Origin of the sequence: Vagococcus allomyrinae, from assembly GCF_017829975.1 — a bacterium.
GTDB lineage: Bacteria > Bacillota > Bacilli > Lactobacillales > Vagococcaceae > Vagococcus_D > Vagococcus_D allomyrinae.
The window spans coordinates 47,038-71,745 of record NZ_JAEEGA010000019.1; the positions used below are offsets into that span (position 1 = coordinate 47,038).

The following is a 24,708-nucleotide window of genomic DNA, read 5'->3' on the forward strand; positions in this document are numbered from 1 at the left end:
ACAAAGATGATTGCTAAGGGCAGTCGTAAGCGTAGAGGAGATGAAAAAAATGCTTGATATTCTTTCTAAAATAATGGATTCATTTGGTGCTGCAATTGTCGTCCCAATAATTATCTTTTTTATTGCTTTAATAATGAAGGTTAAGCCTAAGAAGGCTTTTGGAGCAGCATTAAATGCTGGAATTGGTTTAACTGGCTTCAATATGATCATTGGTGCTTATTCACCAATTGTAACCCCTGCCGTAAACCGGATGGTTGAGGAAACAGGTGTAAATTTAAGAATCTTGGATACAGGCTGGCAGGCCACTAGTGTCGTGGCTTATTCAACACAGGTGGGAATGATTTTCTTAGGTCTTGGTTTAGTGATGCAACTGGTGCTATTTTTAATTAAGTATACGGATATTTTTATGCCTTCCGATTTGTGGAATAACTATTCATTTATGCTCTGGGGCTCGATGCTTTACATTTCAACTAAAAATCTTTGGCTTTCTATTGGTTTAATGGTTCTGTCAAATTTGTATTCATTAGTTTTTTCAGAAATTGTGGCAAAACGTTGGTCAGTTTATTATGGTTATCCAAGGTGTACCATGACGGCCCCTCATCATATTTGTTCAGTTCCTTTAGCGGTCGGAATGGATTGGTTGTTAACTAAGCTAGGAGCAAACAAAGTTCAATGGAACCCTGAGACGATTCAAGATAAATTAGGCTTTCTTGGTGAACCTGTTTCGCTTGGGTTTATTCTAGGAATGTTATTAGGTCTGGCTGGCAACTTTATGCGGCTGAATACTTTTGAAGGTTGGGGAGAAATTGCGACAGTTGGTGTTGCCACAGCCGCAATTATGGCGATTTTTCCGAAGATTGCTGGGATTTTTGCTTCAGCATTTACCACTATCACAGATGCCTCAAAACGCACGGCAAAATCGGGTGGAAAAGATCGGGTTTGGTATCTTGCGATTAATGATGCAGCAGGTTACGGAGAAACGGCAACGTTGTTAACTGGAATGCTATTAATGCCAATTGTCTTGATTTTGGCGATTGTTCTACCAGGTAATGAAACCTTGCCGATGGTTGATTTGATTGCGATCCCTTATATGATTGAATTGATTATCTGTATATCTAATGGAAATATTTTTAAGTCCTTAATCAGTGGTACTTTATGGTGTGTTGGCGGGTTGTATATGATTACGGCCGTCGCGCCAATCTTTACCGAAGTTGCGATCGAAGTGGGCGTAAATTTGCCAGCAGGGGCGTTATTAATATGTAGTTTTGCTGTCATGACGAATCACATTATGGGAGGTTTGTTTCTAATTTTTATGACTCAAAATCCCTTGTGGATCGGGTTATCGATTGTTGTCTATATTGCCTTGTATTTATTTGTTCGAGTGAAAAAAGCCGCCATTCACGACTATCTTGAACGGCAGGCGCAATTGGAAGCCGGTGCGCAAATCATCACAGAGGAGGTCATTTCTTAATGACAAAAGTAGTCGTAGTAGGAGATCGTTTAGTTAGCAGTGCCACCCTAAAAGAAGCAGCTGGACAGCTAAATATCCCTGGACCTATTGAGGTGGTAGAGTTTCAATGGCATGGGGATTTAACAAAGGATCAATTTCAAGAAAAGATTTTGTTGATTGAAAAAGGCGGGCCAGAGGCGGTTGATATTCCTGAAGGCATTTTACCGGAAATGATAGAGGCTGATTATTTATTAGTGCACATCGCTCCCGTTTCAAAGGAAATGATCGCTGCTGCACAGCAACTTAAGCTAATTGGCACTTGTCGTGGTGGAATTGAACACGTCGCTGTAGATGCTGTGAAAGAAAAGGGCATTCCCTTAATTCATGTGATTCGAAATGCAGAGCCTGTTGCTGATTTTACGTTAGGATTGATCTTTGCTGAAACCCGTAATATTGCCCGTTCTCATCAAGCAGTCATGGCAGGCAAATGGCGTAAAAGTTTTTCCAATGATCCCTATAAAACGACTCTTGCTAATTTAAAAGTAGGATTGATTGGGCTAGGGTATATTGGAAAATTGGTTGTTCAGCGTCTGAATGGTTTAGGTGTAGAGGTGCTAGTCTACGATCCCTTTGTGGATCAAGAAGCGATTGTTGCGGAAGGTTTGCAAGTAACTTTCAAAGCATTGGAGGAAGTTTTTTCAGAGGCGGATGTTATTTCTCTTCATGTGCGTGTTACACCAGAAACAACCAATATGGTAAACAAGGCGTTAATCTCTTTAATGAAACCTAGTGCTTATTTGATTAATACAGCTCGTGCGGCGATTTTAAATAAAGGGGATTTAGTTGAAGCTTTGAAGGAAAAACGGATTGCTGGAGCTGCTTTAGATGTTATTTGGTCAGAGCCTATTCAACAAGAAGATGACTTATTACAACTAGATAATGTCACCTTAACCTCGCATATTGCAGGGGATACCATTGATGCGATCCCTCGGTCACCTTATTTATTGAGAAATGTTCTAAATGGCTATTTTGAGACTGGAAAAAGTGACATGTTGATCCGCTTGTAAACAATCGTATAAAAGAAGGTAGTGAATGAAGATGGACTCGATGACGATTGAGATGATTGAAATGATTGTGAATAAATCAGGTATTTCTATGATGACGCTTCTTTCTGAACTTGGAATGACAAAAGGGCAGCTGACTTATCGCTTGAAAAAAATCAATGAGCAGTTAATGCAGGCCGAATTACCCGTGATTCAAAGAAAAAACCAGCGTTTGTATATTGAGTTGACGATGCTGGAGAAAAAACAGTTCATTGAAAATTGTTCGTCATTGATCCATTTTTCAGACCAAGAACGGCTGGATTATATATTATTGATGTTGATATTTAACCGCAATCAAAGGTTGGCCTCTATGGCAGAGACCTTGATCGTCAGTAAAAATACAGTTTTATCAGACATGAGAAAAATTAAGCAACTCCTTAGAAATCAAGGGCTTGATTTAATTTATTCCAGAAAAAACAGTTATGCTATTAGCGGAAAAGAGCTGGATATTCGTCGGTTAGCTATTACGCTCTTAAAGGAAGTAATTGAGGATAGAGTGGTCTTTCACACGATTCAACAGGTTCTTAAAATTGATCAAAAGCTGATTCACAAAATTGAAACTAAGATTGGCGAGTTGGAACAAAAGCTAAATGTCTTTTTTTCAGAAGGCAAGCTAATTCAACTTTCTTATGTTATATATATGTGCGTGTGGCGAACGTCCCGAGGGGAGGCTCTTAAAGTTGAGTGGCTAGAGAAATATGTGGATTTGTCCGTTCATCAGAAAATTTCAGAAATATTTTCCGAATTTTCACTTTCTGAAAATGAATTGCAATTTATCACGATTCAAATCCTTGGCACAAACACCATTCAAAATAACGTTAGTCTGAAAGATCAACGGTTGATGGCAGCTATCTTTCAATCTGTTGCTAATTTTGAACGGTTAAGCATTACCCAATTGGAAGAGAGAGAAGAACTTTGCGATAGTTTATATCAGCATTTGATCCCTGCAATCTACAGAATTAAATTTGGTGTACCAGATTTTAATTCTTTATCTGAACAGGTTATCCAGGAATATGATTATTTTCATGACTTTGTTCGAACGTCGATTCAGCCAATTGAAGAGCTTATGGACCTACGTTTCCCAGAACAGGAGCTGGCTTACCTAACGATTATTTTTCTCAGCTTTCTCAAAGAGGAGTTGCGGGAGCTTAAGGCTAAACAAACAGCTATCGTTGTTTGTATTCATGGGATTTCGGTTTCGCGGCTACTTTTGGAAACCTTAAAGGAACTTTTTCCACAGCTTCATTTTATTCGCTTTATTTCACTACGTGAGTTTTATGAGCAAGAGCCTGCAGCTGACTTTATTTTTTCGACTGTTTATCTTGATACTGATCGGCAAACCTTTATCATCAAGCATTTTTTGAGTGAGTATGAAAAAAGAGAATTGAAGCAAAAAGTTGAAAGTGAACTTAATGGAATAGAAACCAATAATCTTCCGGCCGTAGTGAGTACAGACAAATTAATCGGTTTAATTGAAAGGTATGGCAACATTGCTGATAAAGAGCACTTGGAAAAGGCATTAAATAACTATTTGTCTTCTTTGGAGTATGAGGAAACTATTTCAGAAACCGACCCGACAAGTAAAAACTCTTTATTGGATTTACTGCCTTTAAACCACATTCAATTTTATGATAAACCATTGTCGCTAGCGGAGTCGATTCTGTTAGCAGGCAAGCCCTTGGTTAATGAAGGGTTAATCGAACCTAAATATTTAGATAAAATTATCGCAGATTATAATCCAGAATATCCTTATTTTGTTGTTGCACCCGAGACAGCAATTCCTCATGCTGGTTTTGAGGATGGGGTGAATAAATTAAGTATGTCCCTATTAAAGCTGACGCATCCAGTCGCTTTTAGTCAAGAGTTATCTGTCAGGTTGATTGTGTTAATTGCACCAGAAGATCAAAAAGGTCATATGAACGCTGTTTCCACCTTCTACACGTTAGTCCATAATTCGCTTCACTTAAAAAATATCTTGTCTACAAATTATGAAAAAGAATTGCGGAAATACTTAGAAAAGGTTTTACAGGAGGTGAATCAAGAATATGTTTTCAAATAAAGGAATCCTCATGCGAAAAATATCTTTTAGTCAAACCTTGAATCAGCTAACTATTTTTCTTAAAGGGATGGCCGTGATTTGCTTATTGTATGTGATTAATGAATACTTTTGGCAAAAAAATACGTCCTTTCAAAATACTTCTGCCGTTTTATGGACAATGGCTATCTTACCAATTGGCGGAATTATCGTGTCTTTAATGAAGAGAAGGAGCGAAAATCAACCACTAATCGATGAGCTTTATCAAACCTTTGAAATAGATAGTATTGAAGCGATTAAACAATTGGATAAACAGTTAGTCGAACAGCTAAAATTGAATAAGCTCTTTGTTTCGAATAAAAATCAAATTGTTGGAACTAAAGATTATTTGTTGTTGGACTTTAGAGAGGGGTTATTTCAGCTATTTCCCACAAAAGGGTTAACTAAGACCCAGATTGCCGCCAAAGATAGTTATTATACTCTGACCTTATATTATGGTGAGTTAAAAAAGGTAATCCCATTTAAAAAGGAACAAGAGGCAAAGGAATTGTCTAAGCAACTTAAAAAAAACTATTTAAAGGAGCGATAAAATGGCAAATAGAATGATTTTAAATGAAACTTCGTATTTTGGAAAAGGCGCAATTGAAAGGATTGTGCCAGAGTTTAAGGCACGAGATTTTCAAAAAGCTTTGATCATAACGGATAAGAATTTGATCGAGTTTGGAGTGGCAACGAATGTCATTGACTTACTGGATGAAGAAAAAGTGGCTTACGAGGTTTATGACGACATTGTGCCGAATCCGACCATCACTATAGTGAAAGCTGGTGTAGCGGCTTTTAAGGCTTCAGGAGCAGATTGCTTGATTGCGATTGGCGGTGGTTCGCCAATTGATACAGCTAAAGCGATTGGAATGATTGTGGCTAATCCTGAATTTTCTGATGTGCTGAGTTTAGAAGGGACTGCTGACACGAAAAATCCCAGTATGCCAATTTTTGCAGTGCCTACGACTTCTGGAACGGCTGCGGAAGTGACGATTAATTATGTGATTACGGATGAAACAACTCATCGCAAGTTTGTGTGTGTTGATCCACATGATATCCCGATTGTGTCATTTGTGGACAGCGAGCTGATGATGGGAATGCCGAAAAACTTAGCAGCAGCCACGGGGATGGATGCTATGACTCATGCCATTGAAGGGTATCTTACCAAAGATGCATGGGAGCTGACAGATATGTTGCATCTTAAAGCGATTGAGATCATCGGGAGTTCGCTTAGAGAGTCGGTAAAGGGTGACCCAAGAGGCCGTGAAGCGATGGCTTTAGGTCAATACATTGCGGGAATGGGCTTTTCCAACGTTGGACTTGGGTTGGTCCACGGCATGGCTCACCCCTTAAGTGCCTGGTACAATATCCCTCACGGAGTGGCTTGCGCATCACTCTTACCAACCATCATGGCGTTTAACAAAGACTTTACTGGAGAAAAGTACCGTGATATTGCTAATGCTTTGAAGGTACCAGAAGCTCAAACAATGAGTTTAGAAGCAGTACGGAAGGCGGCAGTAAGGGCGATCCGTCAGCTGAGCAGAGATGTTGAGATTCCAGCCACTCTTTCAGAGTTGGGGGTTCAGGCAAAGGATATTTCAGCTATTGCTGAGGATGCTCTTCGTGACGTTTGCACGGCGGGAAATCCTAGAGAGGTTATGGTTGAAGAAATTATGGATTTATATCAAAGTTTGATGTAAAGGCGATTCTATTGCATAAAAGGTAATCGGTATGTTGCTGCTGATCAATGGTCTCTGTTCAGTTGGAAGTGATGAGATAGCTCAAAACCATCAGCGATGCTTAATGCTAAAAAGATAAGTCTGATTTGAATAAATTTGATTTATCTTTTCTTTAGCAAGGATTTTTGATTGATGTCATATCTATCGGTGGTTGCAAGAATAACCGTTTCTTCCAAAGCGCTTATCATGGGGAGGATCACTATAAACCAATGAGCATTTTTGGTAAAGAAAACCAATGGTAGAAAAATAAATAAAGAAAAGCCAGCCATTTTGTTTGCGATAGTGTGCATCATTGCCCAGTTGTTGAATTTTAGTTTGGTTAGAACCAAGTTCACGAGTCGAATAATCAAAGTTAAACTAATGAACAGCTTGGATATGAGGGGAAACTCTAGATCAAGGCGTGTTAGGATGAGTAGTAAAATCGTGATCCAAAATACAAAATCCGCATAACTATCAAGTTTCGCACCAAGTTTACTTTCCACTTGATAGTGGCGAGCCAACCAACCGTCCATTATGTCACTGATACCAATTAAAAGATAAATCCCCAGCAATGCTAGTGGCTGGTTTGTGACAAAAAACATAGTGGGCGCCAGTAACAAGCGGAGCGTTGAGAGAACATTCGGCAAATAAATTAGCATGATTTTCCTCCGATTATGTAACGATGCTTTGATTAAATTATCATCTTGAAGAGCGTCCTAGTCAACCTTTTTATTAGGTGATTGAAGTTTTGGTTAAGTTGTCAACCGGATATCATTTGGAACCATGATTTTTCAGTGGATGTGATTACTTCTGAACAGGATGTTAGTCAGTATGAGTTAGTCATTGCCCCGATGATGTATTTAATTCGTGAGGAAACAATGCTGAAGTGGCAAAAAATTGGTTGAAGCAGGTGGCAAGTTAGTCTCAACCTATTTAACAGGATATGTTAATGAGTCGGATTTAGCTTATTTGGGCGGATGGCCGAAGGAGTTGCAAGCTATTTTTGGCATTAATCTGTTAGAAACTGATACTCTGTATCCGAAAGATCAGGTCTCCATAGACTATGGTTCGCAAATGTATTCGGCGAAAGATTATTGTTCTCGAGTTGTCTTAAAAGGTGCTATATACATCCTGTTAAATAATCAAACATATAGTTCCATTGGATGATTATTTAATGGGAACTATATAGCGAGTTAGCTGTCTATCAGAATCAGTTTTATCAACAAACGCCTGCTGTTACCGTCAATCAGTGTGGTTCAGGAAAAGCTTATTATATAGGTGCTCGCACTAACAGCGACTTGTTGGAACGCATTTATGGAGAGATCACGGATAACTTAACTTTATTAGATAACATTGTGGTTAAAAGTCAGCCGAATGTTTCGATTCAAAGCCGACAAGATAAAGATCATCACTATTATTTTATGATGAACTTTTCGGAAGAATCGCAAACTGTAGAATTGCAAGCACCAATCATGGATCTAGTATCAAATCAAAGGGTCTCAGGTCAAGTCACACTGGCTCCTTATGAGGTTAGAGTGTTGATTAAATAAGAAAAGCTGAACGTGAAGCTGGATCCAAACTGCGATATATAGAAAGTTTTATACTTTCCTATAAAGTAACAAAAAAAGAGTCAAAACCAATCAGCTGGTTTTGACTCTTTTTTTCCTGTAGTAAAGCTTTTTAACGATAAATCATCGCTTTATTAAAATCGATATATTGTCTTGAAAGTGTGAGGATTAAAGCAGAAACTCGCGTTAAAAGTGGGAAGCTGATAAATGCTAACGTCGCTAATAGGATCGATGAGATTAAATTCACAACAGACATCGCTTGTAGTCCACTTAGTGCGGCTAAAACAAGTAAAGCTGGTGAAGCGATGAAACTAATTGCGACAATCCAAGCGCTGGCTAGTAAGGCATAAATGGTGATAACCGCTCCTAACATAACGACTAGATTAAAAAAGAATAACCCGATTACTGCAAAAATATTTACTTTTCTCATAATGTACTTCCTCCAATGTGTGATTAACTTATGACCTAAGTTTAGCATTTGGGAAAGGCTCCAGCATCAGACTGAGGTCGGAGTTTTATCTAGTCTTTTAGTCAGTTCTTTTTCTAAGTATATGTAAACGGATTAAATCGTCATGAAAGACAGTGATTTATTTATGATAGTTTTACCATACTGTTAGTGAATGATCTGTGAAAATGTTAGACTGTAGGTAAGAAAAGGGGTGAGCGAGAATTAGAGGATGTTTAGCTAGATCTCATGGGAGTATCAAACGAAGTCCGCTTGTTTTGGCGACAAACATGAAGGGCGAATCACGATGAAAAAAGAGGAGTGAGATGGATGAAGAGGAAGTTTGAAATGCCTTCGGCTTATACGGTCTTATTTATCATCATTGCCGTTATTGCCGTATTAACCTGGATTGTACCGGCTGGACACTATCAGGTTGATTCAGAAACAGGAAATTACATCGCAGGAACTTATGAACGAATTTCCAGGCAACCACAAGGGTTATGGGATGTCTTGATGGCACCAGTTATCGGTATGGTGGGAAACGAGACAACTGGTGGAGCAATTGAAATCTCTCTGTTTATTTTGTTTATTGGTGGGCTTTTAGGAATTGTTAATAAAACAGGTGCCTTTGATGCAGGGGTGGCTACGATCATTAAGAGCCGTAAAGGGAAAGAAAAATCGTTGATTCCCATTTTAATGATTATTTTTGCCATCGGCGGAACAACATTTGGGTTGGCGGAAGAAACATTGGCCTTTTATCCCTTGCTTATTCCTGTCATGCTAGCAGTGGGGTTTGATTCGGTTGTAGCCATTGCGGTGCCTTTGATTGGGTCACAAATCGGGTGTTTGGCATCAACTGTTAATCCTTTTTCCACTGGGGTGGCTTCCGGTATATTAGGGATTAGTCCTGGCGAAGGCTTGCTGTCACGGATTATTCTATTGATTATTTTACTAACAGTGAGTATTATTTATGTGTATCGCTATGCACAAAAGGTTGAAAATAATCCGCAAGCTTCTCTCCTATATAATCAACGAGAAGAAGACTTGGAAAGGTTCAAAATAAATATTGATGACATTGAAGATATCAGTAAAAAACAAAAACAAGTATTGTTAATGTTTGTGGTGACGTTTGTCATACTGATTATCGGCTTAGTTCCCTGGTCAACTATTAATGCTAATTGGACTTTTTTTGAAACACTGACAGCATGGGTAACTGGCTTGCCAGTAATTGGGGTCTTTTTAGGCAAAGATATGGCACCACTCGGTACGTGGTACTTTGGTGAAATTACGATGTTGATGCTAACGATGTCGATCGTCATTGCCTTTTTATATGGAATGTCAGAAAAAGTGTTTGTTTCAACCTTTTTGGAAGGTGCGGGAGAATTTGTGGGAGTTGCCATTGTCGTTGCCGTTGCTAAAGGAATTCAAGTTGTGATGAACGATGGGGCTATTACGGCGACAATTCTCCATTTAGGTGAGTCTGGTTTGAAGAACTTATCTTCAGGAGTGTTCGCTGTTCTGGCATATATTTTCTATATTCCAATGTCCTTTTTGATTCCCTCAACGTCTGGTTTGGCAGCTGCAACGATGGGAATAATCGGGCCGATGGGCGATTTTGCAGGTGTCTCAAAAGATGTTATTATCACGGCGTACCAAGCAGCTTCTGGCTGGGCCAATCTAGTCACCCCAACTTCAGCCATTGTAATGGGAGCTGTGACAATTGCCCATACTGATTTAAGGGTGTGGTTTAAATTTGTCACTAAATTAATGATCCTAATTTTTATCATTACGTGTACTTATTTAGCCATTTTGACCCTTTTTTAAGGTTACTTTATTAGTGATGAAGTAACTGAGAATTAAGCGTTACAGATAATCAAAGAAAGTGAGTGAAAATTATGAAGTCATTTATTACAGAACTACATAAGGAAGCGGCAATTAACGATTTACGACGAATTGTAGGTGTTCCTTCTTATTTGCAAAAGGCTGTTGAAAGGGCACCATTTGGTCAAGATGTTTTGGATAGCTTGGTAGAGTGTCTTGCCATCTTTAAGGAGCAAGGTTTTTCCACCTATCTTGATCCTGAAGGCTATTACGGTTATGCGGAAGTGGGACAAGGGACAGAGATTTTTGGTGTGCTTTGTCATATGGATGTAGTACCTGCTGGAGATGAATCTTTGTGGGAGACACCAGCGTTTGAAGCGACAGTTAAAGATGGGGCTATTATTGGCCGTGGCGTTCAAGATGATAAAGGACCAACCATGGCCGCCCTTTATGCTGTGAAAGCCTTAATGGATGCTGGTGTCGAATTTGACAAAAAAATCAGATTTATTTTTGGAACAGATGAAGAGAATCTGTGGCGTTGTATGGAGCAGTATCATAAAAAGGAAAAAGGAATTGATATGGGCATTGCGCCTGATGCTCAATTCCCTGTAATATACGCCGAAAAAGGGTTGTTGCAAGTTTATTTAACTGGTACTGGGAGTGATGAGTTCTCATTTAGCGGCGGGGCAGCCTTAAATGTTGTAGCAGACACGGCGGTTTATTCTGGGGATCGATTGCCAGAGGTAAGCCGGGAATTAAGTCGACTAGGTTATGATTTTGAGGAAAAGAACGACAAATTATACGTTAAAGGAAAGTCAATTCATTCGAAAGATGCCCCTCAAGGCATAAATGCTAATACTCGTTTAGCAGAAGCCATGACTGCTGTCTACGATCACAAAGCTATCGACTTCTTAGGGAGAGTTATAAAAAGTGATGCCAATGGCAAGAGTGTCATCGGTGAGTTTAAGGATGAGGCTTCAGGTGCGCTGACATTTAATGCTGCAACTGTTGAAATAAATAAAAATGAGACCAGAATAGGCATTGACATTCGAATACCTGTTACTTTTAAGAAGATAGATGTTGAAGAAAAGTTGAAAGAAGCTGGCGAAATTTATGGACTAGTTTATGAGGAACATGATTATTTGGATTCTTTGTATGTCCCTGTTGAGTCTGAGTTAGTGACAACTTTATTAGCGGCGTATCGTGATGTAACAGGAGATATGCGTGAGCCGCAAATTTCTGGTGGGGCGACTTTCGCTCGCACAATGGCTAATTGTGTCGCTTTTGGGGCGATGTTTGACACTACTAAAGATACAATGCATCAACCAAATGAAATCTGGCAATTAGCAGAGATGGGAAAAACAATGGAAATATACGCAGAGGCGATTTATCGCTTGTGTGGTAAAAAGTAAATAGGTTTGTGAAAAAAGGCAATGTCTAAGAGATGTTGGCTTTTTTCTTTTGTAATGAGAATGGCTTGATAACAGGGCTAATTTTAATAAATAGCTAATGTTAATAAAATAGTAGTTGACATATATGTACAAAGAGACTATAGTTAAGATACAAATCACTATTATCTATAAAAGAATACTAAATAGAATAATAGTGATTAAAAAACATTTACGGAGGTCAATAGGATGAATAAAATGATTAAAGGGTTATTACTTGCAGGAGCGGTTTTAACAGTTGCAAGTGCAGGAGTTGTTGCTAATTCAGTTGAGGCGGAAGCAGCAGTCAAAGTAAGTGCGAGTAATACGGATAAAATCAATGCTTTAATTAAAGAAAAACAAGAAGTAATCGCTAAGAAAAAAGTATCGACTGATTGGCGTGAACAACAAGCTCTGGGAATTCGTCTTGGAGAAATCGAACGTGAAATTGCCGCTCTTAAGAGTGGGGGAAATACTGGAAATAATGGTAGTACAGGTTCAGAGAATAATGGCAATTTGACTATAGCAGAACAAATTGCGGCTTTGATTCAAGAAAAACAAGAAGTGATCGCTAAGAAAAAAGTATCGACCGATTGGCGTGAACAACAAGCATTGGGTATTCGTTTAGGGGAAATTGAGCGCGAAATTACAGCTTTGAAAGCTGGTAATCAAGGTGGTTCAACGGTAACACCCGGGGATACTACAAGTCAAATATCTAACGAAGCAAAAATTCAAGAGTTGATTGCCAAAAAAATGGAATTAGTAGCTCAAAAGAAAGTTTCTCGTGATAAAAACGAGCAAAAAGCTTTAGGAAAACAAATCGACGCGATTGAAAAAGAAATTAAACAGTTAAAGAAAAATAAATAGTGTCACTCCAAAAAACTTGTGGTCTGTTATCGGCGACAAGTTTTTTTGAGTTGCTTTCTTTTTGTAAGCATAAAAATTGCAAAAGCATCACTTTACTAGTAAAGTGATACTCAAGAAGTAAAAAAAATCGAGGAGGGATGACGATGGCAAGGATTTTAGGGCATCATCATATATCAATGTTTACCGATAATGCGACGCAAAACAATCATTTCTATACGGAAGTTTTAGGTTTACGTCGAGTGAAGAAAACGGTTAACCAAGATGATCCGCAGATGTATCATTTGTTTTATGGTGATCAAGTTGGAAGTCCCGGGACAGAACTAACTTTCTTTGAGATGGCACAGCAACAAACTCGGCGAGGAACCAACGCCATTTCTCATATTGGATTGCTCGTTAAGTCTTATGAAGGATTAATATTTTGGCAACAGCGTTTTGAACAATTGGGAATTAAACATGGTCAAATAGAAAAGATTAATAATCGGGACGCTCTTTATTTTGAGGATCCTGATGGTTTGCCTCTCTACCTGATGAATCATCAAGATGGTTTCATCCCAGCTTTTTGGCAAAGATACCATCATTCAGAGGTCCCAGATAATGTTCGCATTTTAGGGATAGGCCCCGTTATTTTGACGGTCCGTGAATTAGAAGAGACCGGGAAGATGTTAACTGATTTATTGGGGTATACAAAAGTAAAAATGACAGATGGAGAGGATGTTTATCAAGCGGTTCCCGGCGAAGCGAGTGGTGAAATTATTATTCGCCAACAAAAGGGCCAAAGAGAACGCCAAGGGGCAGGGACAGTCCATCATCTTGCGTTACGAGTTAAGGATTCTGCTGAGATGAAAATCTGGGCTGAACGGATTGAGACTGCCGGTTATCGTAATAGTGGGATAAAGGATCGTTTCTATTTTGAAAGTTTCTACTTCAGAGATCGAAACAGTATTTTATTTGAGTTAGCCACTGATGGTCCAGGCTTAATGATTGATTCGAGCTTGGAAATGTTGGGCAAGCAATTGGAGTTGCCATCATTTTTAGAGGAACGCCGCAGTGAAATAGAAGCAAATTTGTCACCATTAATTTAGAAAGTAGGGAATAGTGTGGAAAAATATAGAATTGATCAATCTAAGGGAATGGAGTTTGGCCTTTATTCATTAGGGGATCATATGGCTAACCCATTAAATAATCAGCGAATTAGCAATCAAGAAAGGATTCAAGAGATTATCGAACTAGCCCAATTTTCTGAGGAAGCTGGATTAGATGTATTTTCCTTAGGGGAGAGTCATCAGGAATACTTTACCAGTCAGGCCCACACGGTTATTTTGGGGGCAATCGCCCAAGCAACGAATACCATTAAATTAGCAAGTTCTGCTACGGTCTTAAGTGTTCATGACCCAGTTCGGGTTTACGAAGACTTTGCTACCTTAGATCTAATTAGTGATGGTCGAATGGAAATCGTGGCAGGGCGAGGGTCTCGAGTAGGAGCCTACTATTTGTTAGGGTATGACGTAGATGATTATGAAGAATTATTCGAAGAAAAGTTGGAATTGTTGACAAAGATCAACGAGGGCGAGAGAATTACCTGGGAAGGGAAATTTCGAGCACCATTAAATAACGCAGAAATCATTCCTCAACCTAAAAATGGTAACTTACCTATTTGGAGGGCTGTGGGAGGGCCGCCAGCAAGTGCTATCAAAGCTGGTTACGCAGGTATTCCAATGACGTTAACGACGCTTGGTGGGCCAGCTGTTAACTTTAAAGTGGCTGTAGAAGCTTATCGAGAGGCATTGCAAAGAAGTGGGTTTAATCCTAATGACATGCCTGTTGCGACCACTAGCTTATTTTATACAGCTGATACGACTCAAGAAGCTTTAAGAGAGATGTATCCTCACTTAAATGTGGGGATGCAACGCATTCGTGGTGGCGGGTACCCCAAACAACAGTTTGCTCAAGCAACTGATTACCGTGATGCTTTAATGGTTGGCAGCCCTGAACAGATTGTTGAAAAGTTACTGTATCAATATGAATTATTTGGTCAGCAACGTTTCTTAGCACAAATTGACTTTGGTGGCGTGCCGATGGATAAACTGAAAAAAAATATCGAGTTGATTGCCACCAAAATTATGCCAGAAGTGAAGAAACACACAAAAAAATAAACAGGTGGTAGTGAAATGAAAATAGTCGGAATTTCAGGGTCAACACTAGGTAGTAAGACAAGGACCGCTGTAGAATATGCTTTAGCGGAAGTTAAAAAGCAATACCCATTACATGATGTGACCTTAATCGATTTAAAAGAGTATGATATAGTGTTTAGTGATGGCCGTAACTATTGGGAATATGAAGGAGACACGAAGCAAGTCTTAGAGACCATCATGTCAGCAGACGCATTAATTATTGGAACGCCAACTTTTCAAGCTTCAATCCCAGCGACATTAAAAAATATTTTTGATTTATTGCCAATCAATGGGTTTCGTGACAAGGTGGTCGCATTAATTGCTACGGCCGGTTCTGCTAAGCATTATTTAATGGTTGATCAACAATTAAAACCGATTATTTCTTATATGAAAGGTAATTTAGTTCCAACCTATGTCTTCATTGAGGAAAAAGATTTCCTAAGAAAAGACATCATCAATGACGATGTCGTCTTTAGGTTGGAGCGGTTGGCTGAAGATACGGTCTTACTAGTTGAAGCTTACCAGCACATGCGCGAAATAAAAGATGCTCAATACGATTTTTAATTTAAAACGACCTTGCTTTAAATAGAAAAAGAGTCTGAAATTCAGGCTCTTTTTTACCAGTCCAACTGATTTTGATGTAACACGATTGGCTGATGAGACTCAATCACTTGTCGATAGGTATCTAGGTAATGTGCCAGTTCTTTTTTAGTGAGTTCAACTGTAATTGTTGTTCTTTTGTTGTCTTTGAAGGATAGCTAGCAATCAAACGTTTTAATTCATTAAGTTGATCTTCAATTTCCTCAAAAGTCGAGTTATTCACATGATCACCTCTGCTGAAATAATCTGACAGTTGTGATAACTGACAATAATTCGCTGATTGAACTTATCTAATTCCTTTTGAGGGATCTGCTGATTATGTGACAAGTCTATGAGACAACTATGAGTGTATTTCTTCAGCAATTGTCCGATGAACACCCCCGGAATCAACTCACTGGTTGCACTGATTGTTGCACCAATGTGATAAGACTTGTTGAGCTCGTTTTCTTGTATCTGTCTGTTTGTAAACTGTTGGAAACTTCCCATATCTAACACCTCCAAACTTTATTATACCAATAGTATAAGTGTGGTATGAGAGAATCTTAAGGAAAACTTAAACAAAAAATAGGCAGTTGTGGCATGAAGGCGTTTTACTCCGATGTCCCTTATTTCTAGGCCAAAGAGCACAAACCTTTTGAAGTGTATTTTTCAATTAACAGGCGTGAGAAAAAATCAGAGTTTAGGACATTAGTCCTAAACTCTGATTTTTGGTTGGTGATTGATTTCTATAACGACCAGATGCTTGGAAGGGGAGCGTTTTGGCTTGTTTCGACATCGGCTGGTCGGAATCCTTGTTCGGTTCGGTTGATAATCTCGTCTTGGAGTGCTTTCTCAAGATTGTTAAAATAATCACTGTAACCGGCGACTCGGATAATTAGATTTTCATACTCTTCAGGACGTTGTTGAGCTTTAATTAACGTTTCTTTGTCTAGCACATTAAACTGGATATGATGGCCATCCATTGCGAAATAGGAACGGATAAGGGTCACCATATGGGAGAGCCCTGCTTCGCCAGCCACTACTGCTGGACTGAATTTCTGATTAAGCAAGGTTCCACCAGTCTTCAAGTGATCTAATTTAGCTGCGGATTTGATCACTGCTGTAGGTCCTAAACGATCGGCCCCTTTTTCAGGCGAAATCCCATCTGGTAAAGGAGTGTTAGCAAGACGACCATTAACACTGGCTTCCATCGATTGTCCGAATTGGATGTGATTAGCCATCGGAATGTAACTGACATTGGTTGTGGCGCCTTTAACAGTTTGCCGGTTAGCTAAAGCCTCTTGAATACTGTCATTTACCTGATATAAAATATCATCTGCATAGTCGTCATCATTGCCGTATTTTGGTGTGTGATGACGAACGATTTTAAGAATATCGTCATAACCGTCAAAGTTATCATGACTGGCGATTAGTAGTTCATCGAGTGTTAGTCGTTTTTCCTCGAAAACATGTTTTTTGATAACGGCAAGCGAGTCAACCAAAGTGGAAATCCCCACACAAGGAATCGAAGTTGAATTGTAACGAGCACCACCATTGTTATAGTCCTTTGCTCGGGCAATGCAGTCGTCAGTGAGAGCTGACATTAAGGGAACGGGTAACTGGGTCATATGCATACGCTCAATGATATTTGTCCCAGAAAGCTTGACGTTGGCTACATATTGCAGTTGTTTACAAAAAGCATCGTAGAGCTGTTGGTAGCTCCTAAATGTTTGAGGTGAACCTAAATCTAAACCAACTTGTCGATTTGTTTTACTGTCGATGCCGTTATTGAGCACCAGTTCTAAAACCTTAGGTAAATTTAAGTGACCAGTTAACATATACGCTTCTTTGCCAGCAAGTCCTGTTTCGACACAACCAGTGGCAACGCCATTGGCACGGGCGTCATCAAGTGAAACCCCCATACCTAAAAGTTCTTGAACAAGGGCGTCAGAGTTTAAAAATGCGGGCTGTCCCCATCCTTTACGAGCGACTTTAACAGATTCTCGCAAGAAATGTTCAGGGGTCTTTCGAGATACTTGGATATTTGAACTGGGTTGTAATAGCTTTAAATCATCGGTTACTTCGAGAATTAAGTAGCTCAAATCGCTAACACCTGAAGAACCGTTTGCCCGTAACGAGCCAGTGTTGATATTGCTGAAATTAGTATATGTTCCCGTTCCTACTAAAGAAATATTAATAGTAGGTGGGGCAGGTTGATTATTAAACTGAATCCAGAGGTTTTCAATCAATTCTTTTGCTTCTTCACGGGTTAAGGTACCTTCGGCAAGTTCTTTATTGTAAAAAGGTTCCAAATAATGATCCAACTTACCAGGTGAGAAGGAATCCCAATTATTGGTTTCAAGGGTGACACCAATATGAGTGAACCAATACATTTGGATCGCTTGTCTAAATGTTTTTGGTCTATAGGCGGGAACTACGTCACAAACCTCCGCAATTTGCAATAATTCTTCTTTTGCTGTTAATTCTTCTTCTTCTTCAGCTAATTCTCTGGCCAACTCTGCGTAACGTTCTCCCATCGTAACCATACCTTCACAGGCTAGTTTCATTCCAGCAAGAGCATCCCGCTTTGTTAAGGCCTCTAAATCATCAGTATAATTCAATTTACTTAGCTGAAGGTCGATATCGTGAATGCAGTCCTTATAACCTCGCTGATAAATTTTTTCGTCACCCACGGTTTGTCCCAAACCAAACTGCAAAAGGGGTTCCGTATAGAGGCCAGCTTCATATAAGTCATGCCATTTTTCAGGTAGAACACTGGTTATTTGAGAAAGCATTGAACGCTGGCTCCAGTATGGAATAATCTTTTCTTCTTGAATTCGACAATCATCTTTGCTTACCTTAAAGAAGACTTTGTCCCGAGCATTCATCGTGTAAAAATCTTTAAGAGAGTGGCAGGCAAGTTCAGGGAAGGTCGGAGCTGCCCATGGTTGATGGCCTTTTTCGCCAACAATTAGCGATCGTTTATTGATAAAAAGGGTTCGATTCGTCATTAAATAGTTAAAAGTTTTACCTCGTAACGTATTTTTTTGACAGACACCTTCATATTTTTGGTAAGCTTCAGTGACGAGTTGAGCACGTTCCATGGAAATTGTTGGGGTATAGCCCTTCTCGCTTTCTTGACGCAAAAATCTGATTCTATCGGTAGAGCCTCGTAAGTTAGGCTCAAGTGTGAGCGTCATAATTTAATCTCCTCCTTCAATTTTGGTGATAAGTCATGGAACGGTATAATCTCTATTATAGTCTCGTTTAGTGAAAAAAATAACAAATTTTCATATAATAAAATTATTATAACTTAACTGTGAAGTAAATATTGAATAAATGTTATTTTATAGGACCGTTTAAATTAGTTCTTTCCCTTTATTATAGCTTATTTTCTTGTTTGTTCAAGTAATAAATTTTCATAAACAGAAAAAATGTATGTTTGCTTTTAGAGACACTAGGCTCCTCTTTGATAAATTGCTAATAATAATTAGTGTACGAACATTACTTTAATGAACGTTTTTAATAAGCTGACTTCTCTTAAAATAGTAGGAGTACTGTCTTAAGTGAGACGAAAAACAACCAACGATTAACCCAAATGAGGTTTCTAGAAGCCTCATTTGGGTTAATTGTTGGTTGTCTTGTTCATTCGTTAATAAAGGTTGGGCAATAGCAGTTAAATTGTTGACGGATCTCCACCAATCGATCATGGGAAGGTGAAGCAAATAGTTGTGGCGTCTCTCTATGTAATCGAGGGTATTTATCTCTGCCAAATTCATGGTAGGGCAGTAAGTGAATAGAGGCTAAGTGAATCATATTTTCTCGTAACCATTCGATCGTTTTTTGAACAGAATGTTCATCGGAATTAAGGGAGTTTAGCATGATCAGACGTAAATCAATCGCGGCTCCAGCATCGCTTAGTTTTTTTAAGTTTTCTAAAACGAGTCGATTGGATGTTCCAGTATATTTGGTATGCAAAGCAGAATGAATAAATTTCAAATCGTACAGAAATAAATCAACATATGGCATTAACCGTTGGTAATGTTTAAAGGGAGCAACACCGCAAGTGTCAATTACTACCGAAATCCCTCGATTTTTTAAGGTTTTGACAAGTGTTTCGAGATAATCCATATTTTGACTCATAACCTCACCACCTGATAAAGTAACACCACCACCTGATTGCTCATAAAAGATCGTATCTTTTTCAATTTCTCTGACTAATTCCTCAATGGAATAGGTTCTGCCAACGATCTCCTGTTGTCCATCTTTTGTGAGGATCACTTCATTTTGGAAAGATTGGCTTTCTGGATTGTGGCACCAGGCACAACGTATCGGACAACCTTTAAAAAAAATCGTGGTGCGAATCCCTGGACCATCGTGAACCGAAAATTTCTGAATATTAAATATGAGTGGAGTAGTCATTCAGTCACCTCGTTCTTTTCTTGTTACGCAGCTAGAACTTGCTTAACTAGCAAGTCTATCTGCGACTAACTTTTTTTTAAACGTAAAGTTAGGAAAACGTTTCTTATAAGCTTGGCTAGTTGTCACCACCAGTTGGTTTTTCCCATTTTTCTTTGCTTGATATAAAGCATTATCAGCTTTTTTTACGGCCGTATCCACATTAAAGCTCGGGCTTTGGACAAAGTGTGTTAACCCCACTGAAATTTTTAGTAAAAAAGCGTGATCTTCCAACACAATTGCTTCAGTTTGCAAGTGCTCAAAGACTTTTTCATAATAAGCTTCAGCTTCCTCAGGGCTTTGATCGTGAATAACAGCAAATTCATCGCCACCAATTCGACAAACGTAATGAATGCTGTCACTGTCAATTGTCGTTAGAACTCTTGCCAAATGCTGTAAAGCTAAATCACCGATCGGATGGCCGTAAGTATCGTTAATACTTTTGAAATTATCAATATCCAAGACAGATAAGGACAAGGTCTTGCTGCTATTTTGACTGGAGTTAGCCACGAAATCTAAAAAGAAAGTAAAGGCGTCTTTGTTATAAACTTTTGTTAAGCTGTCAATGGTTGCCGCCTCTTTATAACTTTGTAAGATTTGCGAAACAGTAATGGCACTCTTTATGATGAAGGCCGATAAAAAGAAAATGAACGCATAAATCAGAATGTAGAGAATATATGTAGCCAGACTTCGCAAATTAACTAGAGGGGGCGTCAAGTATGAGAACATGACTAGTTTGATGATAAAGTACCCAATTAAGTATGAAAGATGAGCCTGCCAAAGGGTTAGTTGTCGATCTTTAATAAAACAAGAAAGAACCAGTAAAACAATGGTTAAAATTACGGATAAAAATGTTTGATCAAGCGCTATTTTTGAAAATCCTGATAGATAGCTAGCAATGGTTAACAAGATTAGGTTGGCAGCTGCGATGGATCCCAGTTGCTTAGAACCGAAGATGATGGCAAAATAAATCAGAATGAAACGTGTATCGACACCACTATGTTCACCTAAAATCGGTATTTGGTTAAGGGAAAGCAGAAAGCTGACGAAACCAAATACGAAACCCATAGGTAAAAGTGCTGAAAGAGAAGCGCGATTAAAAACCAGATAGGACATAAGTGAGATATTGGCACTTTTTTTCTTTGTTGCAAAGTAAAGAAAGGCGAAGTAAAAAGTCAGATACGTCCCGATGATTAGTGATAAATTGGTTAATATCGCGTTCATAACAGATAAATTAAACATCATGTTGTCTCCTTTCTGATTTATTGTGAACTAGCTCCGAGCCATTTGATTCAAATGCGTAGATACTAGGAAGTTTTGTTTGTTAGGCCCCAATATGTTCGTTGCCATCTTGTCGGACCTGGAATAAAGTTTTGCTAGCCCTTGTATTCATCGGGTTTCACCATTAATTAAAAATGATCTTTTCTAATTCAGTAACCCGTCAAATGCTTGAAGTAATTGAGAAGGCAGTGCTAGAAACGAAATGAGTGCACTAAGTTGACGCGCTTTAGGACAATTAAAGATCTTTTATTGAAAAAATGTCACTCTCTTCGTAAAAATGTGGAGGCTTATTCCAAGAATAAATGACATTGCTAGGCGAGTTGTAATCAGTGGTTATGAGTTCTTTGGTCCCATTATATAACCCTTTAGTGAAAAAACTAACAACATTTTTTGACTGATATCTATTACAGGAGAAAATAGGATGTGAATTTCACCAGTGAAAAACTTTAGTTGAAGGCCGGTTTTTCATTTTTATGAAACAGATAAATGGGTTGTTTTCGTTTTATCAACGTTTATAGGGTTATTATAGACTATCGCGAAGGGAATCTCAAGTTTTATTTCATAATAGTGAAATATTTATTAAAACCACAAAGGGAAGTTGACTTTTTTCAAAAGTGCTTTATAGTTTTATTTATAAGAATGAAATTTTCATTAAGCAAATAGAGCGACGCAACATAATAAAAGGGCTGTTTTGAAAGAGGGGGAATTAAGATGGAATCAATTGGAGAATCCGTTAAAAAGCTAAGAAAAGATCGTGGATATACTCTTAAAGATATAAGCAAACAGGCGAATCTTTCGATTGGCTATCTATCTCAATTTGAAAGAGGCATCACGACGATTGCAGTTGAGCAATTGGCTAAAATTGCTGATATTTTAGGTGTTTCAATCAATTACTTTTTTGACGAATCTGCTACTAGAGAAGACGTCGTGACTCGTAGCTACGACCAGCCAGTTTTGCGAATCATTAATCAAAACATCTATAAATCTTTGAGTTCAAACCCTGAGGATAAAGGGATGATGCCAAAATTAGTAGAAATGTTGCCTAGTCAAAATACTGAGCAGGTGACAGGGGCTCCTCATGAGGGAGAAGAGTTTATCTATGTCTTAGAAGGTATTTTGACGCTGATCATTGATGGTACCGAACAGCAGGTTTATCCAGGAGACTCTGCCCATTATATGTCTTCTCGACCTCACAATTGGGCCAATTATACTAATAAGATGGTTAAGTTTATCGCTGTTCACACACCCAGTGATTTTTAACGTAAGAAAGGTAAAAAGGATTGGCGCTGATTTTTCAGCGTCAATCCTTTTATTTTATATGTTTTGAAAACCACCTGCTATGCGGGTGGTTCCTTAGAGCTTCCAGCGAGGTATTAAAAAAGCCTCCTAAAATGTTAAACTGATATTGGTTTCCCGACCGTATCATTAACATTAAAGGAGGTCCCTTTATGAAAAAGGACAATCAAAGTTTATCACACACCGTGTGGAAATGTAAGTATCATATCGTTTTTGCGCCTAAATACCGTCGCCAGATCATTTATGGCAAGTACAAGAAAAGCATCGGAGAAATCATTCGACTTTTATGTGAAAGAAAAGGCGTTGAAATACTTGAAGCAAATGCCTGTCGAGATCACATTCATTTACTAGTAAGTATTCCACCAAAGTTAAGTGTATCGGGCTTTATAGGTTACTTAAAAGGAAAAAGTAGTTTAATGATTTTCGATAGACATGCGAATTTAAAGTACCGCTATGGTAATCGTAAGTTTTGGTGTCGTGGCTATTATGTCGATACCGTTGGTCACAACAAAAAACAAATAGAAGAATATATTCGTAATCAAGTACAAGAAGATCACGTAGCAGATCAGCTGACGTTATTTGAGGAATATGATCCGTTTACAGGCAATAAAAATAGCAAAAAAATAAAAAAGAATGAGATTCTTTTAGAATCAGTGAGAAAAAGTGGCGCGTGAGGGAGACCCGCTCAGGAGGCCTTTTAGGCCGTGGCCGGTAAAAGAGGCTTCCAGCCGAAGAGCAAACCTCCAGTTCTCACTGGAGGTTTTGATTGTGTTTAGCTTAGAGTACGATTCTGTTTGTTTAGGTTATTAAGTTTGGCTCTTCTTTTATGCCAAAGCATTAAAGCAATGCCAACAATTATGAGAAAGGCTGCTGTCACAAGGCTTAGGCCGTCGTATACACCGGTGTTTGCATTGGCGCTTAACATGATTAAAATGAGACCAATGCTAATTAAAAATAAGCCGTTTTTTGCCATCATTACCTGGTCCCTCCTTTCGTGTTACCTAATGTTAGTCTCCACATAATCTGTTTTTACTCCTACGAGACTTTAATCATTCTCTCCTAACGATGGGTCCATTTTATTTGCTGCAATGATAAACGGAGCCCAAATAACAAATGCGACGGCTAGGTTAATCAGAGTTAAGACAATCGCGCGCCAATCTCCACCAGTGGCTAAGAAGCCGCTGATAATGGTTGGCATAACCCAAATGACATTAACGACTACTGGTTTAACCAAGCCGGCAAAAGTAGCGGCATATGCGATAGCGGCTGTTGCCATTGGAGCTAAGATAAAGGGAATCATAAAGAGTGGGTTTAGAACGACTGGCATCCCAAACATAACTGGCTCATTAATATTGAAAATTCCAGGTCCAATCGATAATTTTCCAACAGTTAAGTAATCTGCTCGTTTAGATAGTAATAAAACAGAAATAATTAAAACTAAAGTAACACCTGCTCCACCAGGCCAGACGAAAGCTTCAAAACTTCCTGCCACCCATTTATAAGGGATTTTTTGCCCAGTTTGGAAAGCATTGGTGTTTTCAGTCATAGCGGTTCCATACAAAGTTTGCAAGATGGGAGACATGACGTTTGTTCCGTGAATCCCAAAGAACCATAACAGATGTACCATGAAGACGATTAAGAGAACAGCACCAAACCCTTGAGATAAATTAATCATCGGTGCTTGAATCGTTTCAGTAATCCAATCTATCATTCGTTGTCCAGTAACTCTTGTAAAAGTATAGTTGATAATTCCGACTGTATAAAGAGCAACAGCTGCAGGAATAATTGCGGCAAAAGCTTTTGATACAGCAGGAGGAACTGAATCAGGCATTTTAATAATAATGTTCTTTTGCATTAATTTTGCAAAAAGAATTGTGGCAATAAAACCGAAGATAATGGCAGTAAATAAGCCAGAACCTCCCATATGTTTCCCGAAGTTAAAGTATCCCCAAGCACCAGTTGTAATGGTTTGTACCCCTTTATCAACAGCGACTGTGCCGCCAGCTTCTGTAATGATTGCAACAGCATCTTTGCCAAGTGTTTTTGGCAATGTTAACACAGCTTGTGCTGAGTCAGTTAGTCCCATGAAAAAGGCTGCTAATGACACAACGGAGCCAGAGAGACGATCGACATCATAAGCTTTAGCTAAATTGGAGCCTAGTGTCATTGAAAAAATCACAGCCATAATTGCTAATGTTCCCGTCCAAACCAATCCATTAATCCCGATTATGGGAGCCATTGCTTCGACAAAACCATCATAGCCCCAATCTCTTGGAAAATCTCTTAAAAAAGCATTAAGTAAAGTTGCGATAGCCCCTGCCATTGTCGCTGGCATGGTCGCAATAAAAGCATCACGTAAAGCGACCAAATGTTTTTGCGAACCAATTTTTGTTGCGGTTGGCAAAATGTATTTTTCCATCCAATTCATTAAACCGTTCATTTGTTTT

At 38.8% G+C, this 24,708-nt stretch carries 25 protein-coding genes and 1 pseudogene; 17 read left to right on the forward strand and 9 right to left on the reverse strand.

The window, feature by feature from the left end:
* Positions 1-49 precede the first annotated feature (49 nt).
* The 5 genes from I6N95_RS22400 to fucO are packed head-to-tail and all read left to right on the forward strand — an operon-like array spanning position 50 to position 6,330.
* A complete protein-coding gene (locus tag I6N95_RS22400; protein ID WP_209531625.1) occupies positions 50-1,471 on the forward strand; it encodes a PTS galactitol transporter subunit IIC in 1,422 nt (473 codons plus the stop codon).
* Positions 1,471-2,517 carry a 2-hydroxyacid dehydrogenase gene (locus tag I6N95_RS22405; RefSeq protein WP_209531627.1) on the forward strand — a complete coding sequence of 349 codons (1,047 nt, stop codon included), beginning with the start codon at positions 1,471-1,473 and terminating at the stop codon, positions 2,515-2,517. The genes I6N95_RS22400 and I6N95_RS22405 overlap by 1 nt, the downstream gene beginning before the upstream one ends.
* 25 nt (positions 2,518-2,542) lie before the next feature.
* Entirely contained in the window at positions 2,543-4,612 is a 2,070-nt protein-coding gene (locus tag I6N95_RS22410) for a BglG family transcription antiterminator (protein WP_209531628.1), read from the forward strand.
* Positions 4,599-5,177, forward strand: coding sequence for a hypothetical protein (locus I6N95_RS22415; RefSeq protein WP_209531630.1), 579 nt, complete (start codon positions 4,599-4,601; stop codon positions 5,175-5,177). Before I6N95_RS22410 ends, I6N95_RS22415 begins: the two co-directional genes overlap by 14 nt.
* A 1-nt stretch (position 5,178) precedes the next feature.
* Positions 5,179-6,330: a lactaldehyde reductase gene (fucO, locus tag I6N95_RS22420; RefSeq protein ID WP_209531631.1), complete on the forward strand. Its 1,152-nt coding sequence runs from the start codon at positions 5,179-5,181 to the stop codon at positions 6,328-6,330.
* Positions 6,331-6,470: 140 nt separating this feature from the next.
* On the opposite strand, the gene I6N95_RS22425 is transcribed toward fucO, so the two are convergent.
* Entirely contained in the window at positions 6,471-7,007 is a 537-nt protein-coding gene (locus I6N95_RS22425; RefSeq protein ID WP_209531632.1) for a CDP-alcohol phosphatidyltransferase family protein, read from the reverse strand.
* 81 nt (positions 7,008-7,088) lie between these two features.
* On the opposite strand from I6N95_RS22425, the gene I6N95_RS27550 reads away from it, so the two are divergent.
* The 4 genes and pseudogenes from I6N95_RS27550 (at position 7,089) to I6N95_RS22440 (ending at position 7,898) form a co-directional block, all read left to right on the forward strand.
* Entirely contained in the window at positions 7,089-7,253 is a 165-nt protein-coding gene (locus tag I6N95_RS27550; protein WP_209531633.1) for a beta-galactosidase trimerization domain-containing protein, read from the forward strand.
* Positions 7,246-7,515 carry a beta-galactosidase trimerization domain-containing protein gene (locus tag I6N95_RS27555; protein WP_209531635.1) on the forward strand — a complete coding sequence of 90 codons (270 nt, stop codon included), beginning with the start codon at positions 7,246-7,248 and terminating at the stop codon, positions 7,513-7,515. The genes I6N95_RS27550 and I6N95_RS27555 overlap by 8 nt, the downstream gene beginning before the upstream one ends.
* Before the next feature lie 38 nt (positions 7,516-7,553).
* Positions 7,554-7,676, forward strand: a pseudogene (locus I6N95_RS27560) (beta-galactosidase trimerization domain-containing protein); the annotation flags it as partial.
* Positions 7,650-7,898, forward strand: a complete 249-nt coding sequence (locus I6N95_RS22440) for a Beta-galactosidase C-terminal domain (RefSeq protein WP_209531637.1) — start codon at positions 7,650-7,652, stop codon at positions 7,896-7,898. The pseudogene I6N95_RS27560 and the gene I6N95_RS22440, both read left to right, overlap by 27 nt.
* A 130-nt stretch (positions 7,899-8,028) precedes the next feature.
* Here I6N95_RS22440 and I6N95_RS22445 read toward each other — a convergent pair whose 3' ends face one another.
* Positions 8,029-8,346, reverse strand: coding sequence for a DUF1700 domain-containing protein (locus I6N95_RS22445; protein WP_209531639.1), 318 nt, complete (start codon positions 8,344-8,346; stop codon positions 8,029-8,031).
* Positions 8,347-8,691: 345 nt separating this feature from the next.
* On the opposite strand from I6N95_RS22445, the gene I6N95_RS22450 reads away from it, so the two are divergent.
* The 6 genes from I6N95_RS22450 to I6N95_RS22475 all read left to right on the forward strand — a co-directional run bounded on the left by I6N95_RS22450 (position 8,692) and on the right by I6N95_RS22475 (position 15,211).
* On the forward strand, positions 8,692-10,185 hold the full coding sequence (locus tag I6N95_RS22450; protein WP_209531641.1) for a YfcC family protein: 1,494 nt from the start codon (positions 8,692-8,694) through the stop codon (positions 10,183-10,185).
* 71 nt (positions 10,186-10,256) lie between these two features.
* Positions 10,257-11,594, forward strand: a complete 1,338-nt coding sequence (locus I6N95_RS22455) for a M20 family metallopeptidase (RefSeq protein ID WP_209531643.1) — start codon at positions 10,257-10,259, stop codon at positions 11,592-11,594.
* A 225-nt stretch (positions 11,595-11,819) separates the two neighbouring features.
* Entirely contained in the window at positions 11,820-12,476 is a 657-nt protein-coding gene (locus tag I6N95_RS22460; protein WP_209531645.1) for a hypothetical protein, read from the forward strand.
* Positions 12,477-12,619: 143 nt separating this feature from the next.
* Positions 12,620-13,558: a ring-cleaving dioxygenase gene (locus I6N95_RS22465; protein ID WP_209531647.1), complete on the forward strand. Its 939-nt coding sequence runs from the start codon at positions 12,620-12,622 to the stop codon at positions 13,556-13,558.
* Between the two features lie 48 nt (positions 13,559-13,606).
* The gene (locus I6N95_RS22470; RefSeq protein WP_209531749.1) at positions 13,607-14,629 is read left to right on the forward strand and encodes an LLM class flavin-dependent oxidoreductase; all 1,023 of its coding nucleotides are present in this window, start codon (positions 13,607-13,609) and stop codon (positions 14,627-14,629) included.
* A 15-nt stretch (positions 14,630-14,644) separates the two neighbouring features.
* The gene (locus I6N95_RS22475) at positions 14,645-15,211 is read left to right on the forward strand and encodes an NADPH-dependent FMN reductase (protein WP_209531648.1); all 567 of its coding nucleotides are present in this window, start codon (positions 14,645-14,647) and stop codon (positions 15,209-15,211) included.
* A 121-nt stretch (positions 15,212-15,332) separates the two neighbouring features.
* On the opposite strand, the gene I6N95_RS22480 is transcribed toward I6N95_RS22475, so the two are convergent.
* The 5 genes from I6N95_RS22480 to I6N95_RS22500 all read right to left on the reverse strand — a co-directional run bounded on the left by I6N95_RS22480 (position 15,333) and on the right by I6N95_RS22500 (position 20,926).
* Positions 15,333-15,470 (reverse strand): hypothetical protein, encoded by a 138-nt coding sequence (locus I6N95_RS22480; protein WP_209531651.1) that lies wholly within the window; start codon positions 15,468-15,470, stop codon positions 15,333-15,335.
* Positions 15,467-15,733: a hypothetical protein gene (locus I6N95_RS22485; RefSeq protein WP_209531652.1), complete on the reverse strand. Its 267-nt coding sequence runs from the start codon at positions 15,731-15,733 to the stop codon at positions 15,467-15,469. The genes I6N95_RS22480 and I6N95_RS22485 overlap by 4 nt, the downstream gene beginning before the upstream one ends.
* A 239-nt stretch (positions 15,734-15,972) precedes the next feature.
* The gene (hypD, locus tag I6N95_RS22490) at positions 15,973-18,426 is read right to left on the reverse strand and encodes a trans-4-hydroxy-L-proline dehydratase (protein ID WP_245249821.1); all 2,454 of its coding nucleotides are present in this window, start codon (positions 18,424-18,426) and stop codon (positions 15,973-15,975) included.
* Positions 18,427-18,871: 445 nt separating this feature from the next.
* A complete protein-coding gene (locus tag I6N95_RS22495; RefSeq protein WP_209531653.1) occupies positions 18,872-19,648 on the reverse strand; it encodes a 4Fe-4S cluster-binding domain-containing protein in 777 nt (258 codons plus the stop codon).
* Positions 19,649-19,690: 42 nt separating this feature from the next.
* Positions 19,691-20,926, reverse strand: coding sequence for a GGDEF domain-containing protein (locus tag I6N95_RS22500; protein WP_209531655.1), 1,236 nt, complete (start codon positions 20,924-20,926; stop codon positions 19,691-19,693).
* Positions 20,927-21,676: 750 nt separating this feature from the next.
* Here I6N95_RS22500 and I6N95_RS22505 point away from each other — a divergent pair.
* Both I6N95_RS22505 and tnpA read left to right on the forward strand, forming a co-directional pair.
* Positions 21,677-22,225, forward strand: coding sequence for a helix-turn-helix domain-containing protein (locus tag I6N95_RS22505; protein WP_209531657.1), 549 nt, complete (start codon positions 21,677-21,679; stop codon positions 22,223-22,225).
* A gap of 188 nt (positions 22,226-22,413) precedes the next feature.
* Positions 22,414-22,935: an IS200/IS605 family transposase gene (gene tnpA, locus I6N95_RS22510; protein WP_209531659.1), complete on the forward strand. Its 522-nt coding sequence runs from the start codon at positions 22,414-22,416 to the stop codon at positions 22,933-22,935.
* Between the two features lie 98 nt (positions 22,936-23,033).
* Here tnpA and I6N95_RS22515 read toward each other — a convergent pair whose 3' ends face one another.
* Together I6N95_RS22515 and I6N95_RS22520 are read right to left on the reverse strand one after the other, a co-directional pair.
* Positions 23,034-23,237 carry a DUF3188 domain-containing protein gene (locus tag I6N95_RS22515; protein WP_209531661.1) on the reverse strand — a complete coding sequence of 68 codons (204 nt, stop codon included), beginning with the start codon at positions 23,235-23,237 and terminating at the stop codon, positions 23,034-23,036.
* Positions 23,238-23,306: 69 nt separating this feature from the next.
* Positions 23,307-24,701 carry a PTS sugar transporter subunit IIC gene (locus I6N95_RS22520; protein WP_209531662.1) on the reverse strand — a complete coding sequence of 465 codons (1,395 nt, stop codon included), beginning with the start codon at positions 24,699-24,701 and terminating at the stop codon, positions 23,307-23,309.
* Between the last annotated feature and the right edge of the window lie 7 nt (positions 24,702-24,708).

Excerpts from the sequence above, each read along its gene's own strand:
- I6N95_RS22400 (WP_209531625.1), top strand. The coding sequence starts at position 50 with ATGCTTGATATTCTTTCTAAAATAATGGATTCATTTGGTGCTGCAATT.
- I6N95_RS22405 (WP_209531627.1), top strand. The coding sequence starts at position 1,471 with ATGACAAAAGTAGTCGTAGTAGGAGATCGTTTAGTTAGCAGTGCCACC.
- I6N95_RS22410 (WP_209531628.1), top strand. The coding sequence starts at position 2,543 with ATGAAGATGGACTCGATGACGATTGAGATGATTGAAATGATTGTGAAT.
- I6N95_RS22415 (WP_209531630.1), top strand. The coding sequence starts at position 4,599 with ATGTTTTCAAATAAAGGAATCCTCATGCGAAAAATATCTTTTAGTCAA.
- fucO (WP_209531631.1), top strand. The coding sequence starts at position 5,179 with ATGGCAAATAGAATGATTTTAAATGAAACTTCGTATTTTGGAAAAGGC.
- I6N95_RS22425 (WP_209531632.1), bottom strand. The coding sequence starts at position 7,007 with ATGCTAATTTATTTGCCGAATGTTCTCTCAACGCTCCGCTTGTTACTG.
- I6N95_RS22445 (WP_209531639.1), bottom strand. The coding sequence starts at position 8,346 with ATGAGAAAAGTAAATATTTTTGCAGTAATCGGGTTATTCTTTTTTAAT.
- I6N95_RS22450 (WP_209531641.1), top strand. The coding sequence starts at position 8,692 with ATGAAGAGGAAGTTTGAAATGCCTTCGGCTTATACGGTCTTATTTATC.
- I6N95_RS22455 (WP_209531643.1), top strand. The coding sequence starts at position 10,257 with ATGAAGTCATTTATTACAGAACTACATAAGGAAGCGGCAATTAACGAT.
- I6N95_RS22460 (WP_209531645.1), top strand. The coding sequence starts at position 11,820 with ATGAATAAAATGATTAAAGGGTTATTACTTGCAGGAGCGGTTTTAACA.
- I6N95_RS22465 (WP_209531647.1), top strand. The coding sequence starts at position 12,620 with ATGGCAAGGATTTTAGGGCATCATCATATATCAATGTTTACCGATAAT.
- I6N95_RS22470 (WP_209531749.1), top strand. The coding sequence starts at position 13,607 with ATGGAGTTTGGCCTTTATTCATTAGGGGATCATATGGCTAACCCATTA.
- I6N95_RS22475 (WP_209531648.1), top strand. The coding sequence starts at position 14,645 with ATGAAAATAGTCGGAATTTCAGGGTCAACACTAGGTAGTAAGACAAGG.
- I6N95_RS22485 (WP_209531652.1), bottom strand. The coding sequence starts at position 15,733 with ATGGGAAGTTTCCAACAGTTTACAAACAGACAGATACAAGAAAACGAG.
- hypD (WP_245249821.1), bottom strand. The coding sequence starts at position 18,426 with ATGACGCTCACACTTGAGCCTAACTTACGAGGCTCTACCGATAGAATC.
- I6N95_RS22495 (WP_209531653.1), bottom strand. The coding sequence starts at position 19,648 with ATGACTACTCCACTCATATTTAATATTCAGAAATTTTCGGTTCACGAT.
- I6N95_RS22500 (WP_209531655.1), bottom strand. The coding sequence starts at position 20,926 with ATGTTTAATTTATCTGTTATGAACGCGATATTAACCAATTTATCACTA.
- I6N95_RS22505 (WP_209531657.1), top strand. The coding sequence starts at position 21,677 with ATGGAATCAATTGGAGAATCCGTTAAAAAGCTAAGAAAAGATCGTGGA.
- tnpA (WP_209531659.1), top strand. The coding sequence starts at position 22,414 with ATGAAAAAGGACAATCAAAGTTTATCACACACCGTGTGGAAATGTAAG.
- I6N95_RS22515 (WP_209531661.1), bottom strand. The coding sequence starts at position 23,237 with ATGATGGCAAAAAACGGCTTATTTTTAATTAGCATTGGTCTCATTTTA.
- I6N95_RS22520 (WP_209531662.1), bottom strand. The coding sequence starts at position 24,701 with ATGAACGGTTTAATGAATTGGATGGAAAAATACATTTTGCCAACCGCA.